We start from the raw sequence: 24068 nt of genomic DNA on the forward strand, positions 1-24068 counted from the left end.
AGCATCATCGTCATGACCGACCATCTCGACATGCCCGCACCCCAGGTGCGGGAGCAGGCCGCCCGGAGCGTCTCGGGCTGGCCGATCGCCGGCCTGTCCCTGCTGGTGGCCGTGCTCAGCGTCATCGTCTTATTCGTCCTCGCGCTGAACGGTTTCGAAAACCTCGCCCCTCTTTGCGTGCCGGTCTTCCTGGCCGCGCTGGCCGTCCTGCCTGGGCTGACCGCGGTCGCGCCCGGCGAGGCCCGGGTCGTCCAGCTGCTCGGCCGCTACATCGGCACCCTGCGCACCGACGGGTTGCGCTGGGTCAACCCGCTCACCGCGCGGCGCCGGGTCTCCACCCGGGTTCGCAACCACGAGACCGACGTGCTCAAGGTCAACGACGCCGACGGCAACCCGATCGACATCGCCGCGGTGGTCGTCTGGCAGGTCGAGGACACCGCCAAGGCCGTCTTCGAGGTCGACGACTTCATCGAGTTCGTGGCCATCCAGACCGAGACCGCGGTCCGGCACATCGCCAACAGCTACTCGTACGACTCGCACGACACCACCCAGATGTCGCTGCGGGACAACGCCGACGAGATCACCGCCCGGCTCTCCGACGAGATCGGCGTCCGGGTCGCCGCGGCCGGCGTGAAGATCATCGAGTCCCGGCTGACCCGGCTGGCCTATTCACCCGAGATCGCCCACGCCATGCTGCGCCGGCAACAGGCCAACGCCGTGGTCGCGGCCCGCACCCGGATCGTCGAGGGCGCGGTCGGCATGGTCGAGATGGCGCTGGTCCGGCTGGCCGAGAACGACGTGGTCGACCTCGACGAGGAACGCAAGGCCGCGATGGTCAGCAACCTGCTGGTGGTGCTGTGCGGCGATCGGGACGCCCAGCCCGTGGTCAACGCGGGCACCCTCTACAACTAGGCGTCGCATGGCGACCGAACGCAAGAAGCTCCTCCTCCGGCTCGACCCCGCCGTGCACGACGCCCTCGCGCGCTGGGCCGGTGATGAGCTCCGCAGCACCAACGCCCAGATCGAGTTCCTCCTGCGCAAGGCCTTGGCCGACGCCGGCCGCCTCCCCCGTGACGCCGGGCGGATGCGCGGGCCCGGCCGGCCCCGGACCACCCCCGACCCTGCTTCGTCCGACCCCGACCCGGAAGAGGAGTGACATGGCGATTCCCGGCAGCCTCGCCCAGCGCGCCTTCCTGCTGGCCTACAACCCCGACAAGGGCCGGATCGGCTGGGGCGTCCACCTCGGCGCCGTGCTCCGCGCCGCGGCCCTGGCCGACCTCTATCTCGAGGGCCACCTCACCGACGAGAACGGCCGCCCCGCCGTCGCCGCGGTCCGCCGCCCGCCCCACGATCCGGTCCTGGTCGCGCTGCTCGGCGAGATCGCCGGCGCCCGGCCGCGCAAGTGGCAGGTCTGGGTCGGCCGCCGGCACCGCCACGTCATCGCCGCCGTGCGCCAGCAGCTCAGCGAGGGCGGCTGGGTCCGCCTCGAGCCGCGGAGGATCCTCGGCCTGTTCCCCACGACCAAGGTGACCATCCGCGACCCCCGCGTCCGCAGGGAACTCCTGCGCCGGGTCGGCGACGCCATGAAGGAGCCGGTCCTCCGGGTCGAGCCGGCCGACGCCGCGCTCGTGACCCTGGTCGCCGAGGGCCGCCTGACCCACGTCCTCGACCGCCGGGCGAAGCGCGCCGGCAAACGGCGCTTCCACGACCTCGCCGAGCTCACCGGCCCGGTCGGCCCCGCCCTGCGCAAGGCGATCCAGTCCGCCGAGGCCGCCCAGGCCGGGTAGCGCGCCGCCCAGGGCAAGACGATCCAGTCGGCCGATCAGCGCGCGAAAATGTACGTTGATGTTTCCTTCTGTTGACATCGCACATGCAAGGCCGTCAATGTAGGGCAATGCCACCGATCCGCCTCCGGCCACTGCTCCTGGCCGTCCTCCTCGCACTGTCCTTCGTTGTCATTCCGGCGGGAACGGCCACCGCCGCCGCCGAGCCGGTCCACGGGCTCAAGGGCGAGTACTACAAGATGTCCCAGGTCGGCGCGCGTGACTTCGGCACGCTCGGCGGGACGCTGCTGGACGCCAACATCGACCTGCCCGGCCTGGTCGGCGCCTTCACCGCGCTGACCGGGCAGGGCGAGCACACCACCGGACGCTGGACCGGGCGGCTCACCGCGCCCGCCACCGGCGACTACACCTTCTTCCTGCGCGGCGACGACGGGTTCCGGATGTTCCTGGACGGGCAGCCGGTCGTCGACTACTGGGAGGTGTCACGCGGCGCCGAGATCGCCAGCCGGCCGATCACGCTGACCGCGGGCCAGGCGCACGACGTGCGCGTCGAGATGTTCCAGGACTACGGCGGCGCCGACCTGTTTCTGAGCTGGACCGGGCCGGGCATCGCCAAGCAGATCGTGCCCGAGTCGGCGTTCACCGTGCCGGACGGCTTCCAGGACTACCCGGCCCGGGTCACCGTCCAGCCCAACGGCCGCCGGCTCACCATCGACCTCGACCAGCCGATCACCGACGTCGCGCAGACCGCCGCGCATCTGGTCGTCGAGGCCGACACCACGCCGCTGCCGATCTCTTCGGTCACCGCGACCGGCAAACGCCTGGTGGTCACCCTGGGCGCGCCCGTCCAGAAGGGTCAGCGGGTACGCCTGAACTACGACGGCCACGGCGGCCTGACGGCGGGCGGAGAACCCGTACCCCTCGTCTCCCGGATCGCGACGAACACCTCGACCCACCGCCTGACCACCCCCTGGGGCGACCAGGTCGACCCCAAGCAGCCGCTGCCCGAATACCCGCGCCCCCAGCTGGTGCGCGACCGCTGGCTCAACCTCAACGGACCGTGGGAGTTCGCCGGCGCCACCGCGGGTGAACAGCCGGTCTTCGGCCGCGCCCTGGGCGAGCGGATCACCGTGCCGTTCCCGGTCGAGTCCCTGCTGTCCGGTGTGGAGCGTCGCGAGCAGCACATGTTCTACCGCAAGCTGGTCACCGTGCCGCGCGGCTGGCAGGCCGGCTCGAAGAACCGGCTGAAGCTGAACTTCGGCGCGGTCGACCACCAGGCCAAGGTCTGGGTGAACGGGACGCTGGTCACCGAGCACACCGGTGGCTACTCGGCCTTCACCGCGGACATCACCGACGCGCTGCGAGGCACCGGGCCGCAGGAGATCCTGGTCGCGGTGACCGACACGACCGGGCCGGACCAGCCGATCGGCAAGCAGTCGCTGAACCCGGGCGGCATCGTCTACACGCCCACCTCGGGCATCTGGCAGACGGTCTGGCTGGAGCCGGTCGCCCCGGCCGCGATCGACGAGCTGGTCACCACGCCTTCGCTCGACTCGCTGACCGTGCGGGCTCGCAGCTCGCAGACCACCAGGATCACGGCGACCGCGTACGACAAGGCGGGCCGGAAGGTCGGCGCCGTCACCGGTGACACCAACACCGCGTTGCACATGCCGATCCGTGACCCGCACCTGTGGAGCCCGGACGACCCGTACCTCTACGACCTCAGGGTGAAAACCGCCGACGACACGGTGACCAGCTACTTCGGTCTGCGTACGGTCGAGGTCAAGCCGGTCGGCGGGTTCCCCAAGCTCGTGCTCAACGGAAAGCCGATCTTCTCGCTGGCCACGCTCGACCAGGGCTTCTGGCCGGACGGCCTGTACACCGCGCCCAGCGACGACGCGCTGCGCTGGGACGTCGAGCAGACCAAGAAGCTCGGCTTCAACGCGATCCGCAAGCACATCAAGGTGGAGCCGGCGCGCTGGTACCGGCACGCCGACGAGCTGGGCGTGCTGGTCTGGCAGGACTTCGTGAGCGCCACCATCCGGACCACGGCGGGCCAGCAGGCCTGGCGTACCGAAGCGGACCGCGCCATGAGCCAGACGCACAACTCCCCCGCCGTGATCGGCTACGTGGTCTTCAACGAAGGCTGGGGCGAGTGGGACCGGGCCGAGACCGGACGCATCGCCGAGCAGGTCAAGGCGGCCGACCCGACCCGCATCGTCAACGCGCACAGCGGCGTCAACTGCTGCGACTCCAAGGGTGACTCGGGCAAGGGCGACGTGATCGACCACCACGACTACCTGAACGAGACGCCACCGTTCCCGGACGCCACCCGGATGGCCATGGACGGTGAGCACGGCGGCTTCACCCTGCGTACGCCAGGGCACATGTGGCCGGGGGCGCCCGCCAACATCTACAGCGGCGTGGCCGACAAGGACGCGCTGACCGCCAAGTACGTCGACAACACCACCCGCTTCTACCTGGAGGCGGCCGGTGCCGAGCTGTCCGGGTCGGTCTACACCCAGATCACCGACCTGGAGACCGAGCTCAACGGCCTGTGGACCTACGACCGACGGCAGATCAAGGTCAACACCGCGGCGGTACGGGCGATCAACCGCAAGGTCGTCAAGGCGGGCACGGCACCGGCCGGCGCGACCTATCCCGGCCGCGGCGACTGGAAGCTGGACGAGGGCCAGGGCACGACCGCCAAGGACAGCAGCGGCAACAAGAGCGACATGTCGTTCAGCGGCGGCCCGCGGTGGGTGACCGGCGTCGACGGGACGGCGCTGGCCTTCGACGGCGACGACTCGGCCGACACCGCCGCCCCGGTGGTCGACACGACGAAGGACTACTCGATCGCGGCCTGGGTGACCCTCGACGAGCTGCCCGGCAACTACGCCTCCGCGGTCAGCCAGGACGGCCGGGTCACCGAGAGCCCGTTCTACCTGCAGTACGGGCAGGGCGCGTTCGCCTTCAGCACGCCCGGCGGGAACCGGGCCCGGCTGCCGGTCACACCCGAGCTGAACCGCTGGTACCACCTGGTCGGCGTGCGTGACCACGGCACCGGCCGGGTGCGGCTCTACGTGGACGGCCGGTTGGCCGGCGACGCGGCGGCCGGCCCGGACGTGGTCAGCACCGGACCGCTGACGATCGGCCGGGCCAAGTACGCCGGCAACCGGACCGACTACTGGTCCGGCTCGATCGACGAGGTGCACGCCTACGACCGGGCGCTCACCGACGCCGAGGTGGCGGCCCTGCATTCCGAGGAGGCGCCGGGCTAGCTGGCCCGGATATCGAGATTGGCGAATCGGACGCCGGCCGTACCCGTCTGATCGCCGGTCGCGGCGCCGAGCAGGACCCGTCCGGACGTGATCTCCGCGTTGCCCGAACCGGCGCGGAGCACGTCGCTCCCGTCCACCGCGACGGAAACGCTCTGGCCGGTCACCGTCACCGTGAGCTTGTGCCTGGTGCCCGGCTGGAGCGCGGACGACTGTTCCCGCCCGGTCTGCGCCACGATCGCCCCGTCGACGATCTCCATGACGAAGCGGTCCCCGCAGGCGCTCAGCAGGTAGCTGCTGGTCGGGTGGTAGCGGAACCAGAGCTGGGCGCAGGAGTTGACGGTGTCGACGGTGAGGTCGGCGTTGATCACGAGGTCGCCCGCGAAGACGTCGGCCGGGGCGAGGCACTGGTAGTTGGTCCGGCCGGTCGAGCGCGCGTGCAGCACCCCGTCCTCGTACTTGCAGCTGCCGGCCTCGGTCACGCTCTCCTTGAACCGCCCGGGCCCGGTGAGCGGATCGAACAGCGACGGGCCCTGGAAGCTGAGCGTGCCGGCCGACACCGCCGGGGACGGGGCCGGTGGCGCGGCCGCCCCGGGCTTCTCGTCATTGGTGCGGGCCAGGGCCACCGTCGCGCCCGCGATGATGGCGACCACGATGGCAACCGCGGCGTAGACGGCCCGGCGCACGATCGGCTTGCGCGGCGGCTCGACCGGCGGCGGTGCGACCGGCTGGGGCGGCGGGGCCTGCCGTGGCGGCCCTTCGCTGACCAGCTGTTGCAGCAGGTCCCGGGCACCGAACCGACTGTTCGGGGCGCCGACGGCGTGCCGTCCGGTGGCCGGCGGCTGCCGGTGGTCGGGCACCGGTGACGGCGGGGCCGGCGGTTGCTGCGGCACCTCGGCGATCAGCTGTTCCAGCAGGTCGCGGGCGCCGTAGGTGCGGCCGGCGGGCCGGGTCCCGCTGCGCGCGGCGGGCGCCGGCTGGGCCGGGACGGCGAGCAGGGTCTGCACCAGCTCGTGGGCCGCGGGCCGGTCCTCCGGGTTCTTCGACAGCGCCTGGCGGACCAGGCCGACCAGCGGCTCGGGCAGGCCGGTCAGCTCGGGCTCGCCGGTCAGGATGCGGCCCGCGGTGGCCATCGGGGAGTCGCCCTTGAACGGGCTGCGCCCGGTGCCGGCGTACGTGACGACCGCGCCCCAGGCGAAGATGTCGGCGGCCGGCGTGATCTCGCCGACCGTGGGGTCGAGCCGCTCCGGCGCCATGTACGCGACCGTGCCGACCATCTGATCGGTGCGGGTGTGCTGGCTGGTGACCTCGAGCGCCCGGGCGATGCCGAAATCGATCACCTTGGGCAGGCCCAGGGAGAGCAGCACGTTGGTCGGCTTGAGGTCGCGGTGGATGACCCCGGCGCCGTGGATCGCGGTCAGCGCGGCGGCCACCCCGACCGCCACGCTGTGCAGGTCGCCGGCCGGCACCGGGCCGCGCTCGGTCACCACCTCCTGCAGGCTGGGACCGTCCACGTACTCGACGACGAGGTATGGCACCTCGCTGTCGGGGTCGGCGTCGATGACCGCCGCGGTGCAGAAGGACGGGACCTGGCGTACCCGGCTGACCTCGCTGCGGAAGCGGGCGCGGAACTCTTCACGGTCGGCGAACTCGGCGCGGACGGTCTTGACCGCCACCGACCGTCCGATGTCGTCGCGGCCGAGATAGACCACGCCCATACCGCCCTCGCCGAGGCGGGCCAGCAGCTGGAAATCGCCGAGTCGCCGGGGGTCTTCGGGTCGCAGGGGCCTACTGCCCATGGGTAGCGCTCCCACTCCTGTTCCGGCGGTCCCGACGCGCTGCGACTGTACACGCTTTCAGCACCGTCGCCGGGCCAGGTGCCCCACAGCACAGCGCCAAAAGTACAGACGTGAAAGTGACTGACCAGTAACTTTGCGGCCGTCGAGTGTCCACGTTGAACGGACAGGGTGTCGGGGGACAGAGCCGTCGGGGTAGGCTCCCTCGTCGACATGGGGGTAAATATGCATCGTAAGCGCACTATTCTGTTCGCTGTCATCCTAGGTCTGCTGACGGCCGGCGGGCTGGCCCAGCCGGCCGCCGCCCGGGCCGCGTCCGACGAACCGCCGGTCATCACGTCCGACGAGTTCGGCTTCTCCGGCTACCCGATCGTCGGGCAGCCGGGAACCTTCCACTTCGCGCCCGGCTCGACCGGTGTCGTGGCGTACGAGTGGCTGATGGAGAGCGACGCCGGGCGCGAGAACGCCGACGGGCGCGTCGACGCCGGCGCTGACGGCAAGGCCGACCTGCCGTACACCCCCCAGTTCCCGGGCGGCCACAACCTGACCGTCACGGCTCTGTCCGCCGACGGGAGCCGATCCCCGTCGACCTATATGTACTTCGACGTGATCGACAACCGGCCGACGATCAGCACCGACTGGTACCCCAGCGACCAGGACGGCGTCGGCCAGGAGATGCGGGTCCGGTTCAGCTCCCAGCTTCCCGACGTGAACGGCTTCGCGTACCGGTTCGACCGCGGGCCCGAGAAGGTCGCCATGGCGGACGAGGGGAACCGATACGCGGACGTCCTCGCGACGCCTGCGCACGCCGGCGACATCGAGATCACCGCCGTGGGCCTCAAGACCGACGGCAGCCGTACACCGCCCACCACGATCCAGGTCCGGGTCACCTCGGGACCGCTGTTCGTGGGCACGGCCGGCCCGTACGGCGAGTCGCCGGTGATCGGACGCGAGGCGAAGATCAAGTTCCGTCCGGCCCTGCCGCACGTGGTCTCCTACCGCTGGTCGTTCCGCGGCGACGAGGGCACGGTCGCGGCGGCCGCCGACGGCACCGGAACAATCACGGTCACCCCGCGGAACCATTCCTCGAACCTGTCGGTCACCAGCGTGTCGGCCGACGGCACCGAGTCCGACGCCCGCGTCCACGAGGTCTCGGCCGCCGACACCGACGTCGACGTCAGCGGCACCTGGATCGACCAGCGCCCGACCGGCAAGCCCGGCCAGCCCGGCGAGTTCTCTTTCGGCAGCGACCTGCGCGGCGCCGTCGACGCCTACCTGTGGCACATCGAGAGCGGCCCGGTCCAGGAGGCCATCCCGGCCGACGGCACGTTCGCCACGGTTCCGCACACCCCGGACAGCAGCGGCGTCTTCCGGATCTACGTGCAGGCCCGCTTCACCGACGGCGCGCTCTCCCCGACGACCACCTACCAGTACTGGGTCGGCCGCTGATCGAACGCACGGCCGACCCGGCCCTTCGCTAGGAGACGGGCGGGAACCGCAGCACCCGGTCGTCGGTGGCGACCGGGTTGCCGCGGCCGTCCCGGTTGCTGGTGGTGACCCAGAGCGCGCCGTCCGGGGCCCGTTCGGCCGTCCGCAGGCGACCGAACTGGCCCTGGAGCCGCGCGACCGGCGTGCCCGCCCCGCCCGTGCCGTCCAGCGGCACCGACCACAGCCGGGTGCCGCGCAGCGCCGCCACATAAAGGGTGTCGTCGACGACCGTGGCGCCGCTGGGCGAGGCCTCGGCGGTCGACCACACCACGATCGGGTCGCGGAACCGCGGGTCGCCGGCCCGGCCCTCGACCGTCGGCCAGCCGTAGTTCACGCCCGCCTCGATCAGGTTGACCTCGTCCCAGGTGTTCTGGCCGAACTCCGAGGCGTACATCCGCCCGTCGGCGTCCCAGGCCAGACCCTGCACGTTGCGGTGGCCGAGGGTGTAGACGAGCGAGCCGGCGATCGGGTTGCCCGACTCGGGCACGCCGCCGTCCGGGGTCATCCGCAGGATCTTGCCGTTCCGGCTCTCCGGGTTCTGGCTGTTGGCGGTGTTGCTGGCGTCGCCCACCCCGGCGTAGAGCATGCCGTCCGGCCCGAACGCGATGCGCCCGCCGTCGTGGATGGACGCCCGGGCCAGCCCGGACAGGATCACCTGCTGGTCGTCCGGGGCGGCCAGGGTGAACCGGGCGATCCGGTTGTCACTGGCCGAGGTGAAGTAGACGTAGACGTACCCGTCGTCGGCATAGCTGGGCGACACCGCCAGGCCGAGCAGTCCCGCCTCGCCGTTCGGGCGCACCCCGGCGACCGTGGCCACCACCACCGGCGCCTGACCGGGCCGCACCCGCAGGACCCGCCCGCTGTTCCGCTCGGCGACCAGGGCGCTGCCGTCGGGCAGGAAACCCATGCCCCACGGTACGGTCAGCCCGGTCGCGACCACCTGGGGATCCCCGAAGTCCGGCTCGGCCGCCATCGCGGGAACCGCGCCCGCCATGGTGAGAGACAGCGCGACGACCACGCTCCCGACTGCCATCCTGCGACGCATCCGCGTACCTCCGCCTTGATGTCCTCATTGACGGAGGTGAATTTACCCCATTAGGGGCCGAGAGTAACCAAAAGGACGACGAAGAAGACGGCTGTCAAGCGTCCTAGGGTGCTAGATGATCAGGTCGAGGGTCGGCCAGGGAGGACCCTCGCGCAGCGCGCGCAGGAGCTTCTCGCCGAACCGCCGCCCATCCGGAAACTGGTCGCCGAGCTCCCAGCGCCACGCCGCGACCATCGCGAGAACGAGCTGCCGGCACTCGTCCAGCAACCCCTGGTCGACGTTCGGGTAGTGCTCACCGACCGCCAGGGGAACGTGGGCGAGATCGAACTCGACGGGTCCACGGCAGAGCGTCTCGAAGTCGATGAACAACGGGCCGGTCTTCGTGCTGAGCACATTGCCCGGATGCGGCTCGCCGTGGAGCAACTGCTCCACGGCCCCGCGGTCGTCGATCGTTCGTCGCAGGCCATCCAGCCGGCCGCCGAGAAAGACGCGGTCGGGGCCGGCGAGCCGCGGTGAGAGATCCGGGTCGGCGACAATCTCCTGCGCCCGGGTGATGCGATCCGTGAACCGGGGGCTCGGCACATCAACGTCGCGCATGCCGGCGTGCAGCAGCTCCAGCGCCTCGGCGTAGCCGGCCGGCGAGGTGGGCGGTGTCGCGGGCTCGTAGTAGATCCACAGCGTCACGGCGAAGCCGTCGCGCGTGTACACCAGCGGGTCGGCCTGAGGCTCCGGGAGGCCCACCGGGCACCCGGCCTCGGCGAGTCGTCGAGCGCGCTCGATCTCGAGCCGGGCGCCCTCATGTGCCGCCGGGGCGACCCGGGCCAGCACATCGCATGGCGTCAGCCGCAGGGCCAGCTTGTTCGAGTTGTGGAGAACGACTGCGTCACCGGCCACGAGGCCGAGCGAGGTGGCGACCGACGTCGCGGCCGCGATCGCCCGCGCTACCTCCGGCCTCTCCACCCGCGAATCCTGGCACATCGACCCGGCCCCGCCGGTCCCTGACTCGGACACCGGCTCGTCACGCTCTCTGAAGCGTCCTAGGGTGCTAGGTCAAAATGAGCCTGACGTAGCTGACAGCTACCGGCCACCGCCGGGCCACACCACCGGCACGGCGGTTTCCTGCTCCACATGAGACGTCTCGCCGTACTCCTGCCGCTCTTCGCCGTTGTTGCCTGCTCCGAACCCGCTCCCGCTCCCCCGCCGCCGCCGGCGGCCTCGCCGCCCTCGTCCGCTGTTCCCACCTCCGCGACGCCGGCGCCAGCGCCGTCGAGCCCCACGCCCGGCTTCCCCGAGGCGAAGGACGGCACCAACGTCCGCGCCTGCAAGGACGGCGCCTGCGAGATCCTCGTGACCAGGAAGACCACGATCCCGATGGCGGCCCACTTCGGCTTCAAGACCGTCTCGTTCGACCCGGCCGACCGCACGTGGCGTTTCACCTACGCCGACGGCGGCAGCAGCTCGATCGCGTTCCTCGAGCCGCCCTACTCCGGCCAGTGGGTCGCCCCGTACGGCGAGCAGGGCCTGAACCTGAGGACGGTCGCCTTCGACAAGAAGCGAGCCGTCATCTCGATCAGCCCGTACGGCTGACCACGTTTCCGCAGGCCGGCCGACGTATTCATATTTGTAAACTTTCCGGTTAGTGTGAGAGCGCTCTCCGCCCCCGCTCCCCCTCGGAGGCTCCACACATGCGTCCCCGACGTCTCCTGTCCATCGCCACCGCCGCCGTCCTCGCGGCCGGGGCCGGCGTTCTCGCCGTCACGATCACCTCGACCGCCGAGGCCGGCACGATCGGCGCCGGCAGCTACGCCGAGTCGCTGCCGGCCGGGCGCAGCCTGCCGACCGGCTGCGGCTCGCTGTCCACCAACCCGCGCGAGTTCGTCACCGGGAACGCCCCGGCCGGCGCCGTGCCGACCAACGACTGGTGGTCATCGCTGCTGTTCAAGCGCGGCGACGAATGCAACTTCGCGCAGCCGATGTTCGCCGGCCCGGCCTCGTACCGGCCGGTGGCGGGCGGGCTCGGCCTGTCCTATCAGACCGACGCCGCGATCAGCGGCAGCGCCACCGGTGTGGGTGAGTACCACTACCCGTACGCCCAGCACATCGTCGTCGGCGTGGCCGGCCTGAACGCGCCGCGAGCGCTCGTGGACGGCTGGAGCGACTGGACCGTCACGCCCTCGTGGAGCGACGGCGCCCGCACGATGAAGGCGACGATCGGCCATGGGCTGCCGCTGTCGTACTACCGGATCACCGGCGGCGACGCGCAACTGTCGGTCACCGGGCCGCCGACCGTCTGGCAGAACACCGGCGGGCGCGTCGGCTTCTCGATCGGCGGGCACGACTACGTCGCGTTCGGTCCCTCCGGCTCGGCGTGGACGCTGTCCGGCACGACCCTGCGGTCCACCCTCAACGGCCAGGGCTACTTCTCGGTCGCGGTGCTGCCGACGCTGACGGGTTCGACGAGTACGGCGGAGAAGATCGCGGCCGCCGACCAGTTCCAGCCGTACGCGCACAACCACGTGACCGGCACCCGGATGTCGTACTCGTACAACGCGGGCAACGGCACGGTGAGCACCACGTACGCGTTCACCACGCAGGCCATGTCCGGCAGCGGCTCGGGCACGGTCATCGCGCTCTACCCGCACCAGTGGCGTTACCTGACCGGCGCCACGCCCCTGACCCGCACGTACGTGTCGCCGCGCGGGGCGATGAAGGTCGTGACCGGCACCCAGTTCCAGACGTCGATGCGCTACACCGGTGTGCTGCCCGAGGTGCCGGCGGCCGGCGACTCCACCGGCTCGGACCTGACCCAGATCACCACGCTGCTGAACAACGAGCTCACCAACCCGGCCGACTTCCGGGGCGACGACACCTACTGGACCGGCAAGGGACTCGGCCGGGCCGCCCGCATCGCGGAGATCGCCGACCAGCTCAACCTCACGTCCGTACGCGACTCGGCCTTGAACGTCATCCGGACCCGGATCACCGACTGGTTCACGGCCTCGTCGGGCAAGACGTCCCGGCTGTTCTACTACGACCGCAACTGGGGCACGCTGATCGGCTACCCCGCGTCGTACGGCTCCGACCAGGAACTGAACGACCACCACTTCCACTACGGCTACTTCATCGCCGCGGCGGCCACGCTGGCCAAGTTCGACCCGACGTGGGCGTCCGGCTCGCGCTACGGCGGCATGGTCGACCTGCTGATCCGCGACGCCAACAACTACGACCGGTCCGACACCCGGTTCCCCTACCTGCGCGACTTCGACATCTACGAGGGCCACGACTGGGCCTCCGGGCACGGGGCGTTCGGCGCGGGCAACAACCAGGAGTCCTCGTCGGAGGGGCAGAACTTCTCCAACGCGCTGATCCAGTGGGGTCAGGCCACCGGCAACACGGCGGTGCGGGACGCCGGCATCTGGATCCACACGACCCAGGCCGCGGCGATCAACGAGTACTGGTTCGACGTACGCAACGAGAACTTCCCGGCCAACTGGGGCCACAACTACTCGGCGATCGCCTGGGGCTCAGGCGGCGCGTACGCGACCTGGTTCTCCGGCGAACACGAGATGATCGTCGGCATCAACATGCTCCCGATGACCGGCGGCCAGTTCTACCTGGGCGACTACCCCGCGGCGGTCCGCAACACGTACGCCGAGATGGTGCGCAACAAGGGATCCGAGCCGACGCTGTGGCGCGACATCCTCTGGCAGTACCTGGCCCTCGGCGACCCCGACGCGGCCCTGTCGAAGCTGCGGGCGGCCGGCTCGTACACGCCCGAGGAGGGTGAGAGCCGCGCCCACACCTTCCACTGGATCCGGAACCTCGCGGCCCTGGGCCAGGTCGAGCCCACCGTCGCGGCGAACCATCCCCTGGCCAAGGTGTTCACCAAGAACGGCGCCAAGACGTACGTCGCCTCAAACATCACCAGCAGCGCCCTGACCGTGACCTTCACCGACGGCCGCACCCTGAGCGTCCCCGCCGGCAAGACCGTGGCCAGCGGCGCGGTCAACTGGTCCGGCGGCAACGCGAACGGAGGCGGCGCCACTCCCCCGCCGAGTGACCCGCCCCCGTCCGACCCGCCGCCGCCCGCGAACACCTCCTGGGCTCCGAACACCGCCTACGCGACCGGCGCGACCGTCACCTACTCAGGGGTGAGCTACCGCTGCATCCAGGGGCACACGTCGCTGGTCGGCTGGGAGCCACCGAACGTCCCAGCCCTGTGGGGCCGAATCTGACGGGCACTTGAGGCGGCGGGACTGCTCGCTGAGTGAGACCTACGACCGGGCCAGCTGTCGGACACCGCGCCGCCCGTCGCGGTGTCCGCAGGGCCGGCGGCGCGTGAGCCGGAGGTGGGTGATCGGCACCTTCGTTCGCGGCGAGGCGATCGACTTCCCGACAACCAAGATCAAGATCCGGTCGTAGCGGGGTGGTGGGTGCAGACCGCTGCTCCCGCCGGGGCCGGCCGCGCGACCCCAAGGCCGTGACCGGCCAGAACAGAGCCGCCCACCCTTCATTCTGCGTGACTGGTCACCCTCTTTCGTCGCCGCGCCTGTGGACAACCACCGGAAACCGTCACACCCGTCGGCTACATTCCTACCCACCCACAGGGGCGGGGGAGGCGGACGGCGGCCGCGCGAAGTTTGAAGATCGAGATCTCTTCGTGCCGCGATTGCCCAAGGCAGTCCCCGCCGAGGGATGGTCGACCAGGGACCAGGGACCAGGGACCAGGGGCCGGGGCCAGGCTAGGACCGCGCCGCAGGTCCGTGAGCGCCGCCGGGCCGCTCGTGGTTAGTCCCGGTCAGCCATGCGCAGTTCGGTGAGCCAGTCTCAGGACGTCTATCAGAGCTGTCACGACTCGGGTCAGCGGCGCCCGTGAGGGCGCCGGCAGTGGCCAGATGTCGGCGGTCATTCCCGCACGGACGGGGGGTCATTGGCCTCTTCCATCCGCTGACCGTGGAGGACGCGAAGCGCGTCGAGGGCGACCGCGGTGAGAACGCCGCGGCCGACGCCGGCGCGGCCGAGCAACTCCATCCCTCGGGTGACCGCGACAAAGTAGACCGCCAGCGATTGCACGTTCGCGTCCGCCGGGAGATCCCCGTTCTCCCGCGCATGTTCCAGGCATTGGGCATAGACGCCGGCGAGCTGTTCGATGCCGGCCTTGGTGGCCGTCGAGAGTGGGTCCTCCTCACCGGTCGATTCGACCAGCGCCCGCGTGGTGAGCGAGACCCGCCGATCACTGCCACTGAACTCGATCGCCATGCGGAGCATGTGACCCCGAATCAGTTCCAGCGGCGAAGCGTCATCGTGCCCGAGCGCCTCCGTAACGGCGCGCGTCGCCTCCTCCCGGTCCTCGGAGAGCGCCCGCAAAAACAGTTCCCGCTTCCCGCCGAACGCGTTGTACAAGCTCTGCTTCCCCAGACCGGTCGCCCGCACCAGGTCATCCAGGGTCGCGGCGGCAAGGCCGTGCACGGCGAACACCTCACTGGCGCTGCTGACGACATCACTCTCGCGGAACTTGCGGGGACGAGGCATGTGAGCAAGCTTACGTTATTGACTGTATGGTCAAAAACCCTGTTAGCTTGGTTGAGAAACACATCGGTAAGCCCGGACACAAGGAGAGCAGAAATGAGAACCAACGAAGAGGTCGTTCGCGAGGCATACCGGCTGGCGGAAGGGAAAGTCCTCGACGGAGATGGTTTCCGCGCCTTGTTCACCCAGGACGGAACGTTCAACGACATGCCGAATTCGCTGACCTTCCGTGGCGACCAGATTCCTCAGGCGCTGGCCGGCTTCGCCGGCGTTTTCCCCGACGTCCACCGTGAGCTACTAGAAGTGAATGCGCTCGGCGATGTTGTCGCCGTCGAACTGCGCATTCAGGGAACGCATCTTGGCGGGTTCCCGACTCCGATCGGCGAAATCCCCCCGACCGGTAACCGCATCGACGTGCCGACGGCAGATCTGTGGTATTTCCGCGAGGGCAAAATCGAAAGCTTCAACTGCTACAACGCGGCGAATGTGCTGCTCGCGCAGATCGGGGCCACCCCCGACTTCAAGTCGGCAATCGAGGCCGCCTGAGCATCCTCACCTGACCCGACACCCGAAACGGAATCCGATCGTGTATCAGATCAGGATCTACACCCTGCCTACGGCAGAAGCACTCCAGCAGTACGCCACCGTGCACTGGCCGCGGCATCTCACCAGCATGCCCTCGTTCGGCGTCACCGTGCACGGCTTCTGGACCGACCACCAGGCCGGCACACACCGCCTGATCGCCCTGCTCTCGTTCCGGGCGGACACCGACCCGGCCGATTTCACCACCGCTTACGTGGCGAGCCCCGAACTCGCGGCGGACATGAAGGGCTTCGACGTCCGGGACATCATCGGCGTCGAGGAACTCGTGCTCGATCCGGTCGCCGGATCTCCCCTGGCCTGAGCGTCCCGCACCTCGGTGAAGAGGCCCTGGCAGCCAGCGTGCTGATGGTCAGGTGGTTTCGATTTCGTGTGGTTGACCTCAACCGTGCTTCACGTTTGATGATCCTCCGTGGCGCTGGCGAGCGGATGGAGCGGGTCAATGCGTGTAGTACGAGCGGTGGGGTTCGGTGGGCCTGAGTTGCTGGTTCCGGGCGAGGCTCCGGACCCGGTTGCTGGGCCCGACCAGGTAGTGGTCGATGTGTCGGTGGCGAGCATGACGTTCGTTGAGACTCAGATCCGGCGGGGCGTGGACAGGTGGCACGAACGACCACAGCTGCCCTATGTGCCCGGTGGCTTGGTGGCCGGGATGGTGCTCACGACCGGTGATCGGGTGGACCCGGCCTGGCTGGGCCGGCGGGTGGTCGCCGGTACGGGAGAGACCGGCGGCTTCGCCGAGCGGGCTGTGGCGCCGGCCGCGGACCTGTTCCCGGTGCCGGATGGATTGGGCCTGCCGGATGCGGCCGCGCTGTACAGCGATGGCAGTACGGCGCAGGGTCTCGTCGAGCGCGCCGGGATCAGGACTGGTGATCGGGTCCTGGTCGAAGCTGCGGCCGGCGGCGTGGGCACTCTGCTGGTGCAGCTTTGTCTCGCGGCGGGCGCCCAGGTGATCGGCGCGGCCCGTGGACCGAGGAAGCTGGATGTGGTCGGGCAGATCGGCGCCGACGCCGTTATCGACTACGCCGAGCCGGGCTGGACCGAACGGGTACTCGAGGCGACCGGCGGCGCCGGGCCGAGTGTCGTGTTCGATGGCGTCGGCGGTCAGATCGGCAGGGCCGCGTTCGAGGCGACAGCTCGCGGCGGCCGGTTTTCCGTTCACGGCGCATCCAGCGGGGAGATTACCCAGGTCGACACGGCGGAGGCCGTGGACCGAGGCGTGCAGGTGATCGGTATTGAGCAGCTTTTCGACTTCCGCCCCCACGTGCGGCGGTGGGCGGCACAGATCATGTCGCACGCCGTGACCGGGTCTATCCGTCCGGTCATCGGACAAACCTTCTCGCTGGAGCGTGCCGCCGACGCCCACCACGCGGTCGAGAACCGCATCGCTTTGGGCAAGACCGTCCTGCTGATCTGAAGTCAGCTCATCTGCGGGAGCGCGGCTTCGGCCTGCGTGAATCCGGGCACGAGCACCGAGGCCGGCGTCAGCGCGCCTCGGTATAACGGCCGAGCTGCCCGCCCCACCGTTCGGCCGTGATGGTCAGGAACGGCTGCCGTTGCATGCCCAGCAGGCGCATCCGACCGGCCATCGGGTGATCTCCCAGCCGGATCGAGCAGCCGCCGCGGCCGAGGCGGACACCGGACAGGTTCAGTGGCGCCCGCCCGCGGAGCAGCCGCCCGGCCTGGGCGCCCCGGTTCAGGTAGGAGACGGCCGGCATTCCCGCCCGTACGTTGAAGGGAAGCCGAAGCCGGCCCGCCTGGATCGCCGCGCTCATCACCTCGGTCGTGCCGTCCCGCGCCGCGATGGATGTTCGGGCCGGCTCGAAGGACAGGTCGGCCGTCATCAGCCACTTCGGCAGGGCCCAGACGCTCGGCGTGCGCCCGCGGCCGGCGCGGTGAACATCGCGATGGTGACCCGCGCGTCCTTGATCGTGACCGGCAGCGTGATGGTCTCGCCCTGGATCAGCCAGGTGTCGGCGTCGATGCGTTCGGCCATCACCTGACGATCTCAGGTTCGGGTCAGAGCTGCTGGGTCTCGGTCTTGTCGGGGTGCCGCTCGACCGTGCTCTCCTTGACGAACTTGCCGGTGCTGGCGCTGCGGTTCACATCGTGGTCGCCGCCGTGGTCGCCGCCGACGGTCTCGGTGGTCGTGGTGCTCGGCTCCTGCTCGACCTCTTTGTCCTCGACGAACTTGCCGGTGCTGGCGCTCCGGTTCACATCGTGCTCGGTGCCCGCCATCATGTGCTCCTTCCGGGAGGGTGATTACCGAAAAGGATTCCCGGACCCGGAAAACCCAAACTCACACCCGGACCCGCCGGCGTCCGGTCGGGGCCGGGTGACACCCCGGCCGGCACCTCGAAGACCTGCTCGATCCGGGCCGCCGTCAGCACCTCGGACCTACGCGTTTATCGATCTTCGGGCCGGGCAAGCCGGGCGTCGTGGCGACTATGTGGGGCCGAGCCCTGGCGGCCGGAATTCTGACGGTGACACTGCCGGCCGCGCCGGCTTCCCAGGATCAGGCGCCGGGAGCCCCCGGGGTCGACGAGCAGTATCTGCCGGCCGACAAGGCGGGTTTCGGGACGGCCACCGGGACCCGGAGCAAGGTCTGGTTCACCGTGCAGAAGGAGGGCGGGCTCGGCGAGATCTACTACCCGCGGATCGACTCGCCGAGCGCCCGGGCGCTGGAGTTCATGGTGGCCGATCGGCGCGGACACGCCGTACGCGTGAATGAGGCCGCGACCGTCCGCACCACCCAGACCGACCCGCGCAGCCTCAGCTACCGCCAGACCTTCACCGAGAAGCACGGGCGCTGGCGGCTCACCGCGAGCTACGTCGCCGACCCGGCCCGCCCGGCCGTGCTCGTCGACCTGCGCCTCAGCGGCGACGCGACCAGCCTGTACGCGATCTACGACCCGGCCCTGGGCAACACCCGCGGCAACGACAGCGGGCGGGCCGCGGACGGCGCCCTGATCGCCACCGACGGCGCGAACCGCAGCACGATGACCGCGTCGAACGGATTCCTCAAGGCCTCCAACGGTTTCCGCGGCGTCAGCGACGGCTGGACCGACCTGGCCGACGGCCGGATGGACTGGCAGTACACCGCGGCCGGCCCGGGCAACCTGGTGCAGACGGCCGAGGTCCGGAAGAGCACCACGCTGGCGATCGCGTTCGGCGACGCGACCGGGCCGGCGGCCGACTTCGACCGGACGGCGAAGGCCTACGCGGACGGCTGGCACCGGTACGTCGACCGGCTGCGGAAGCCGCCCTCGTCGTTGCGCGGCGAGCCGGAGCGGCAGCTCTGGCGCACCTCGGCGATGGTGCTGGCGGCCGCCGAGGACAAGACCCACCGCGGCGCGTACGTGGCGGCGCCCGCCATGCCGTGGGCCTTCGGCCGGGACGACCCGTCCGGCCCGTACCACCTGGTCTGGGCCCGTGATCTCTACCAGATCGCCACCGGGCTGATCGCGGCCGGCGACACCGCCGGCGCCAACCGGGCGCTCGACCACCTCTTCGACGTGCAGCAGAAGCCGGACGGCTCGTTCCCGCAGAACGCCCGCGTCGACGGCACCCCGGTCTGGGAGGGCCTTCAGCTCGACGAGGTCGCCCTGCCGATCGTGCTCGCCCACCAGCTCGGGCGCTACGACACCTGGGCGCACGTGAAGAAGGCGGCCGACTTCCTGCTCGCCTACCCGGACGCGCCGTGGACGCCGCAGGAGCGCTGGGAGAACCAGTCCGGCTACTCCCCCGCCACGATCGCCGCCGAGATCGCCGGCCTGGTCTGCGCGGCCGACATCGCCCGCCGCAACGGTGACGCCGGCCGCGCCCGCCGCTACCTGACGACGGCCGACACCTGGCAGGCCCGGGTCAAGGAGTGGACGGTCACGACGAACGGCCCGTACTCGGCCAAGCCCTATTTCCTGCGGCTGACCAAGGACGGCAAGCCGAACCTGGGCACCACCTACACCATCGGCGACAGTGGTCCGTCCAACGTGGACCAGCGCCGCGTCGTCGACCCCAGCTTCCTGGAGCTGGTGCGGCTCGGCGTCCTGCGGAAGACCGACCCGGCGATCGTGAACACTCTGCGGGTGATTGACGAGCGGCTCGGCGTACGCACGCCGCACGGCATGTTCTGGCACCGCGCGTCGTTCGACGGCTTCGGCGAGAAGCGCGACGGCAGCCAGTGGGACTACGGCCTGCCCGACGACTCCCGGCTCACCCTGGGCCGGGCGTGGCCGCTGCTGACCGGCGAACGCGGCGAGTACGACCTCAACCCGGCCCGGATCCGCACGATGGCGAGCGCCGCCGGCCCGGGATCGATGCTGCCCGAGCAGGTCTGGGACGGCCGGCCCCCGACCCGGTACGAGATCGGCACGCCGACCTTCTCCGCGACCCCGCTGACCTGGGCGCATGCCCAGTTCCTGCGGCTCGCCCGGAACGTCGAGGCCGGCCGGGTCACCGAGCAACCGGCCGTCGTCGCCCGCCGTTACCGATGACCGGGATCCCGTACGTTGGAGGCGTGACCAACGAGCCGAACACGGACGAGATCGCCGGCCTCGACGCGTGGTGGCGGGCCGCCAACTATCTGACGATCGGGCAGATCTACCTTCAGGCCAATCCCCTGCTGCGGGAGCCGCTGCGGCCGGAACACATCAAACCGCGGCTCCTCGGCCACTGGGGCACCAGCCCGGGCCTGTCGTTCATCTACGCGCACGTGTCCCGGCTGATCCGCCGGACCGGGCAGGAGACGCTCTACCTGACCGGCCCCGGCCACGGCGGCCCGGCGCTGGTCGCGGCCGGGTGGCTGGAGGGCACGTACAGCGAGATCTACCCGGAGGTCACCCCGGACGAGCCGGGCATGCTCCGGCTGTTCCGGCAGTTCTCCAGCCCGGGCGGCATCCCCAGCCACGTCTCGGTCACCACGCCCGGCTCGATCCACGAGGGCGGCGAGCTGGGGTACGTGCTGGTGCACGCGTTCGGCGCGGTGATGGACAACCCCGATCTGCTGGCCGTGGCCGTGGTCGGCGACGGTGAGGCCGAGACCGGCCCGCTCGAGGGCTCCTGGAAGGGCGTCTCGTTCCTGAACGCGGCCCGGGACGGCGCGGTGCTGCCGATCCTGCATCTCAACGGCGCCAAGATCTCCGGGCCGACGGTGCTCGGCCGCAAGGACCCGGCCCTGGTCCGCGATCTGCTGCGCGGCCACGGCTACCACGTGATCGAGGTCGAGGGTGACGACGTGCCGGGCATGCACACCCGGTTCGCGGCCGCGCTCACCGACGCCTGGGAGCGCATCCAGGCCAAGAAGGCTGGTTCCGGCGAGCCCTGGCCGATGATCATTCTGCGTACGCCGAAGGGCTGGACCGGCCCGGCCGAGGTGGACGGCGTCAAGATCGCCGGCACGTTCCGGTCCCATCAGGTGCCGCTGTCCGGCGTCAAGGAGAACCCGGCCCACCTGGCCCTGCTCGAGCAGTGGCTGCGCTCGTACCGGCCGGACGAGCTGTTCGACGACGCGGGCCGGCCGGCCGAGCTGATCCGGGGCCAGGCGCCCGACGGTGACCTGCGGATGAGCGCGACGCCGCACGCGAACGGCGGCCGGCTCACCCGCGACCTCGACCTGCCCGACTTCCGCGACTACGCCGTCGAGGTGAAGGAGCCGGCCCGCGAGCGGGTCGAGTCGGTCCGCAAGCTCGGCGAGATGATCCGCGACATCTATCGCCGCAACCCCGACCGCTTCCGCCTGACCTGCCCGGACGAGACCAACAGCAACCGGCTCGGCGCGGTCTTCGAGGCGTCCGACCGGGCGTTCATGGAGACGGTCTATCCCGGCGACGTGGCGCTCGGTCCGGACGGCCGGGTGATGGAGGTGCTGTCCGAGCACAACTGCCACGGCTGGCTGGAGGGCTACACGCTGACCGGGCGGCACGGGCTGTTCGCCACCTACGAGGCGTTCGCCATGGTCAGCGCCTCCCAGACGGTCCAGCACGGCAAGTGGCTGGAGGAGGCGGCCCAGCTGCCCTGGCGGGCCAAGGTGCCCAGCCTCAACGTGCTGCTCACCTCGACCGCGTGGCGCAACGACCACAACGGCTTCTCGCACCAGGGGCCGGGCCTGATCCAGGTGGTGCTCACCCAGCGCGGCACGGTCAACCGGATCTACCTCCCGCCGGACGCGAACTGCCTGCTCTCGGTGGCCGACCACTGCTTCCGCTCCCGCTCGTACATCAACCTGATCGTGATCGACAAGCAGCCACAGCTGCAGTGGCTGTCGCTGGACCAGGCGATCGACCATTGCGCGCGCGGCGCCGGCATCTGGGACTGGGCCGGCAACGACGACGGCAGCGCCGACCCGGACATCGTGCTCGCCTGCGCCGGCGACGTGGTCACGATGGAGACCGTGGCGGCGGCACAGATCCTCCGCGAGCGGCTGCCCCTGCTGAAGGTGCGGGTGGTCAACGTGGTCGACCTGATGTCGCTGATCCGGCCCAAGGACCACCCGCACGGGATGAGCGAGACCATGTTCACCGAGCTGTTCACCGACTCGGTCGACGTGGTGTTCGCCTTCCACGGCTTCCCGGGCGCGATCCACCAGATGGTGCACGGGCGGCCCGACGCCGACCGGTTCCGGGTGCGCGGTTTCATCGAGGAGGGTACGACGACCACGCCGTTCGACATGACCGTGCGTAACCGGGCGTCGCGCTACCACCTGGTGATGGACGCGATCAACAACGCCAAGCGGCTGCCGCGAGGCGCGACCGAGCTCAAGGAGTGGTGCGCCGCGCAGCTCGCCCGGCACGAGCAGTACGTGGTCGAGCACATGGAGGACATGCCCGAGGTCCGCGACTGGACGCTGGGCGACTGGGCCGAGACCGCCTGACGGTCACGGTGGTTTCCCCTTCGTACCTCGGCCTCCCGTTACCGGCTCCGGAGCACTACCCTCCGTCCGATGGAGCAGGCCAGGCACCGGCGGGACGGGGAGTCCCTGCGTGCCGGCGATCCGTCCGACATCGGCCCATATGCCCTGGTCGGCCGGCTGGGCTCGGGCGGGATGGGCGTGGTCTACCTGGCCCGTGACCCGGCCGGGCAGCTCGTCGCGGTCAAGGTGGTGCACGCCGAGCTGGCCGGGGACGACGAGTTCCGCCGCCGGTTCCGCTCCGAGGTCGAGCGGGCCCGGCAGGTGCCGCCGTTCTGCACCGCGGCGGTGCTCGACGCCGACCCCGACGCCGCCCGGCCCTACCTGGTCGTCGAGTACGTGGACGGGCCGTCGCTGTACGACGTGGTCCGCGAGCGGGGCCCGCTGACCGGCTCGCACGTGCACTCGGTGGCGATCGGCGTGGCCACCGCCCTGGTCGCCATCCACGACGCCGGCATCATCCACCGCGACCTCAAGCCGCAGAACGTGCTCCTGGCCCCGGGCAGCCCCAAGGTGATCGACTTCGGCATCGCCCGGGCGCTCGAGGCGACCACCGAGCACACCCGCAGCGGGCAGATGGTCGGCACGGTGTCGTACATGTCGCCGGAGCGCTTCGACGGGCGGGGCCGGGCGCTGACCCCTGCCGCCGACATCTTCGCCTGGGGCTGCGTGGTGACGTTCGCGGCCACCGGGCACGGCCCGTTCGACGCCGACTCGCCGGCCGCGACGGCGGCCCGGATCATGTCCCAGCCACCCGACCTGCGCGGCCTGGACGACCGGTTGCGCCTGCTGGTGGAGGCCGCGCTGCAGCCCGACCCGGCGCTGCGGCCGACCGCTCGCGATCTGATCGACCAGCTCATCGGCTCGGGGCCGCAGCTGAGCGACTCGCTGCGCGGCGCGGTCACCGAGGTGGTTCAGAAGCCCCGGCGTTCCCGCCGCCGGTGGCTGGTCGCCGCCCTCGCCGCCGTCATCCTGCTGCTGGGCGCCGCCGGACTGGTCGCCCAGCGAAAGCTCGCCGCGCAACCCGGGCCGCCGCCGTTCGGCCTGCCCGCGGGCCGGCCGTTCATCACCGACACGCTGACCGTGGCCGGGCAGTGGAACGGCACCTTCATCGTCGGCGAGGAGCAGTCGAACTGCGACGTGACCCAGGGTGCGCTCCGGGTGCACCGGGTCAGCCCCGGCTTCTACACCTGCGCCGGCCCCGAGAAGGAGCTGTCCGGCGACCACGCCATCGCGGTCACCGGGCGGATCGAGGAGCCCGGCAGCTGCCTGGGCGTCTGGCTGTACTGGAAGGCCGAGCGCAGCTATCAGATCACCGCGTGTGAAGACGCGTTCCGGCTGGCCGTCGACCGGGACGGCGAGATCGCCTACGTCGCCCGTGAGGTGCCGCTGACCGGCGCCGGGCAGTTGAAGGTGGGGCAGCCGGTGCGGTTGCAGGTGGTGGTGCGGGGCGGGGTGGTCCGGTTCGGGCACGACGGCGTGCAGGTGGGCGAGGCGGCGCTGCCGGAGACCGACATCGACCGCGGACGCCCGATGATCGGCCTGGTCAGCGCGCCCGGCAACGAGACCCCGCCGTACGGCGCCTCGTTCAACGACGTCGAGGTCCGAATCACTTAAGTCGGGGCCGCCCTGGGCGATACGTAGGAC

At 70.7% G+C, this 24068-nt stretch carries 19 protein-coding genes and 2 pseudogenes; 14 read left to right on the forward strand and 7 right to left on the reverse strand.

Annotation, left to right across the window (positions count from 1 at the left end):
- Positions 1-12: 12 nt before the first annotated feature.
- From AB0M54_RS29135 to AB0M54_RS29150, 4 genes are all read left to right on the forward strand, one after another.
- Positions 13-912 (forward strand): SPFH domain-containing protein, encoded by a 900-nt coding sequence (locus AB0M54_RS29135; RefSeq protein WP_364474753.1) that lies wholly within the window; start codon positions 13-15, stop codon positions 910-912.
- 7 nt (positions 913-919) lie between these two features.
- Positions 920-1156: a hypothetical protein gene (locus tag AB0M54_RS29140; RefSeq protein ID WP_364474754.1), complete on the forward strand. Its 237-nt coding sequence runs from the start codon at positions 920-922 to the stop codon at positions 1154-1156.
- A 1-nt stretch (position 1157) separates the two neighbouring features.
- Positions 1158-1787 (forward strand): GPP34 family phosphoprotein, encoded by a 630-nt coding sequence (locus AB0M54_RS29145; protein WP_364474756.1) that lies wholly within the window; start codon positions 1158-1160, stop codon positions 1785-1787.
- Positions 1788-1894: 107 nt separating this feature from the next.
- Positions 1895-5065, forward strand: coding sequence for a LamG-like jellyroll fold domain-containing protein (locus AB0M54_RS29150; protein WP_364474758.1), 3171 nt, complete (start codon positions 1895-1897; stop codon positions 5063-5065).
- On the opposite strand, the gene AB0M54_RS29155 is transcribed toward AB0M54_RS29150, so the two are convergent.
- On the reverse strand, positions 5062-6861 hold the full coding sequence (locus AB0M54_RS29155) for a serine/threonine-protein kinase (RefSeq protein WP_364317863.1): 1800 nt from the start codon (positions 6859-6861) through the stop codon (positions 5062-5064). The genes AB0M54_RS29150 and AB0M54_RS29155 overlap by 4 nt on opposite strands.
- A 222-nt stretch (positions 6862-7083) precedes the next feature.
- Between AB0M54_RS29155 and AB0M54_RS29160 the strand changes: the two genes are divergently transcribed.
- Entirely contained in the window at positions 7084-8307 is a 1224-nt protein-coding gene (locus AB0M54_RS29160) for a hypothetical protein (RefSeq protein ID WP_364474760.1), read from the forward strand.
- A 28-nt stretch (positions 8308-8335) separates the two neighbouring features.
- On the opposite strand, the gene AB0M54_RS29165 is transcribed toward AB0M54_RS29160, so the two are convergent.
- Positions 8336-9379, reverse strand: coding sequence for a PQQ-dependent sugar dehydrogenase (locus AB0M54_RS29165; RefSeq protein WP_364474761.1), 1044 nt, complete (start codon positions 9377-9379; stop codon positions 8336-8338).
- A 123-nt stretch (positions 9380-9502) separates the two neighbouring features.
- On the reverse strand, positions 9503-10351 hold the full coding sequence (locus AB0M54_RS29170; RefSeq protein WP_364317869.1) for a phosphotransferase: 849 nt from the start codon (positions 10349-10351) through the stop codon (positions 9503-9505).
- Positions 10352-10519: 168 nt separating this feature from the next.
- Here AB0M54_RS29170 and AB0M54_RS29175 point away from each other — a divergent pair, with 168 nt between their 5' ends.
- From AB0M54_RS29175 to AB0M54_RS29185, 3 genes and pseudogenes are all read left to right on the forward strand, one after another.
- Complete coding sequence (locus AB0M54_RS29175) at positions 10520-10978, forward strand: hypothetical protein (protein ID WP_364474763.1); 459 nt, start codon at positions 10520-10522, stop codon at positions 10976-10978.
- 1154 nt (positions 10979-12132) lie between these two features.
- Positions 12133-13128 (forward strand): annotated as a pseudogene (locus AB0M54_RS29180) (glycosyl hydrolase); the annotation flags it as partial.
- Positions 13129-13527: 399 nt separating this feature from the next.
- Positions 13528-13626: pseudogene (locus AB0M54_RS29185) on the forward strand (carbohydrate-binding protein); the annotation flags it as partial.
- A gap of 670 nt (positions 13627-14296) precedes the next feature.
- Here the strand turns inward: AB0M54_RS29185 and AB0M54_RS29190 are convergent.
- Positions 14297-14923: a TetR/AcrR family transcriptional regulator gene (locus AB0M54_RS29190; RefSeq protein WP_364317872.1), complete on the reverse strand. Its 627-nt coding sequence runs from the start codon at positions 14921-14923 to the stop codon at positions 14297-14299.
- A 93-nt stretch (positions 14924-15016) separates the two neighbouring features.
- Here AB0M54_RS29190 and AB0M54_RS29195 point away from each other — a divergent pair, with 93 nt between their 5' ends.
- The 3 genes from AB0M54_RS29195 to AB0M54_RS29205 all read left to right on the forward strand — a co-directional run bounded on the left by AB0M54_RS29195 (position 15017) and on the right by AB0M54_RS29205 (position 16934).
- Complete coding sequence (locus AB0M54_RS29195; protein ID WP_364474765.1) at positions 15017-15466, forward strand: nuclear transport factor 2 family protein; 450 nt, start codon at positions 15017-15019, stop codon at positions 15464-15466.
- Between the two features lie 40 nt (positions 15467-15506).
- Entirely contained in the window at positions 15507-15824 is a 318-nt protein-coding gene (locus AB0M54_RS29200) for a hypothetical protein (RefSeq protein WP_364474767.1), read from the forward strand.
- 252 nt (positions 15825-16076) lie between these two features.
- Entirely contained in the window at positions 16077-16934 is an 858-nt protein-coding gene (locus tag AB0M54_RS29205; protein ID WP_364474769.1) for a zinc-binding dehydrogenase, read from the forward strand.
- Between the two features lie 67 nt (positions 16935-17001).
- Here AB0M54_RS29205 and AB0M54_RS29210 read toward each other — a convergent pair whose 3' ends face one another.
- The 3 genes from AB0M54_RS29210 to AB0M54_RS29220 are packed head-to-tail and all read right to left on the reverse strand — an operon-like array spanning position 17002 to position 17755.
- Entirely contained in the window at positions 17002-17361 is a 360-nt protein-coding gene (locus AB0M54_RS29210) for a hypothetical protein (RefSeq protein WP_364474770.1), read from the reverse strand.
- Complete coding sequence (locus AB0M54_RS29215; protein WP_364317880.1) at positions 17361-17513, reverse strand: hypothetical protein; 153 nt, start codon at positions 17511-17513, stop codon at positions 17361-17363. Before AB0M54_RS29215 ends, AB0M54_RS29210 begins: the two co-directional genes overlap by 1 nt.
- A 23-nt stretch (positions 17514-17536) precedes the next feature.
- Positions 17537-17755: a hypothetical protein gene (locus AB0M54_RS29220; RefSeq protein WP_364474772.1), complete on the reverse strand. Its 219-nt coding sequence runs from the start codon at positions 17753-17755 to the stop codon at positions 17537-17539.
- A 209-nt stretch (positions 17756-17964) separates the two neighbouring features.
- On the opposite strand from AB0M54_RS29220, the gene AB0M54_RS29225 reads away from it, so the two are divergent.
- The 3 genes from AB0M54_RS29225 (at position 17965) to AB0M54_RS29235 (ending at position 24038) form a co-directional block, all read left to right on the forward strand.
- Positions 17965-20010, forward strand: a complete 2046-nt coding sequence (locus AB0M54_RS29225) for a glycoside hydrolase family 15 protein (RefSeq protein ID WP_364474822.1) — start codon at positions 17965-17967, stop codon at positions 20008-20010.
- 23 nt (positions 20011-20033) lie between these two features.
- A complete protein-coding gene (locus tag AB0M54_RS29230; RefSeq protein WP_364317883.1) occupies positions 20034-22385 on the forward strand; it encodes a phosphoketolase family protein in 2352 nt (783 codons plus the stop codon).
- A 69-nt stretch (positions 22386-22454) separates the two neighbouring features.
- Positions 22455-24038: a serine/threonine-protein kinase gene (locus tag AB0M54_RS29235; protein WP_364474774.1), complete on the forward strand. Its 1584-nt coding sequence runs from the start codon at positions 22455-22457 to the stop codon at positions 24036-24038.
- Positions 24039-24068: the final 30 nt, after the last annotated feature.

Origin of the sequence: Actinoplanes sp. NPDC051470 (assembly GCF_040682035.1) — a bacterium.
In the GTDB taxonomy this organism is placed as follows: domain Bacteria; phylum Actinomycetota; class Actinomycetes; order Mycobacteriales; family Micromonosporaceae; genus Actinoplanes.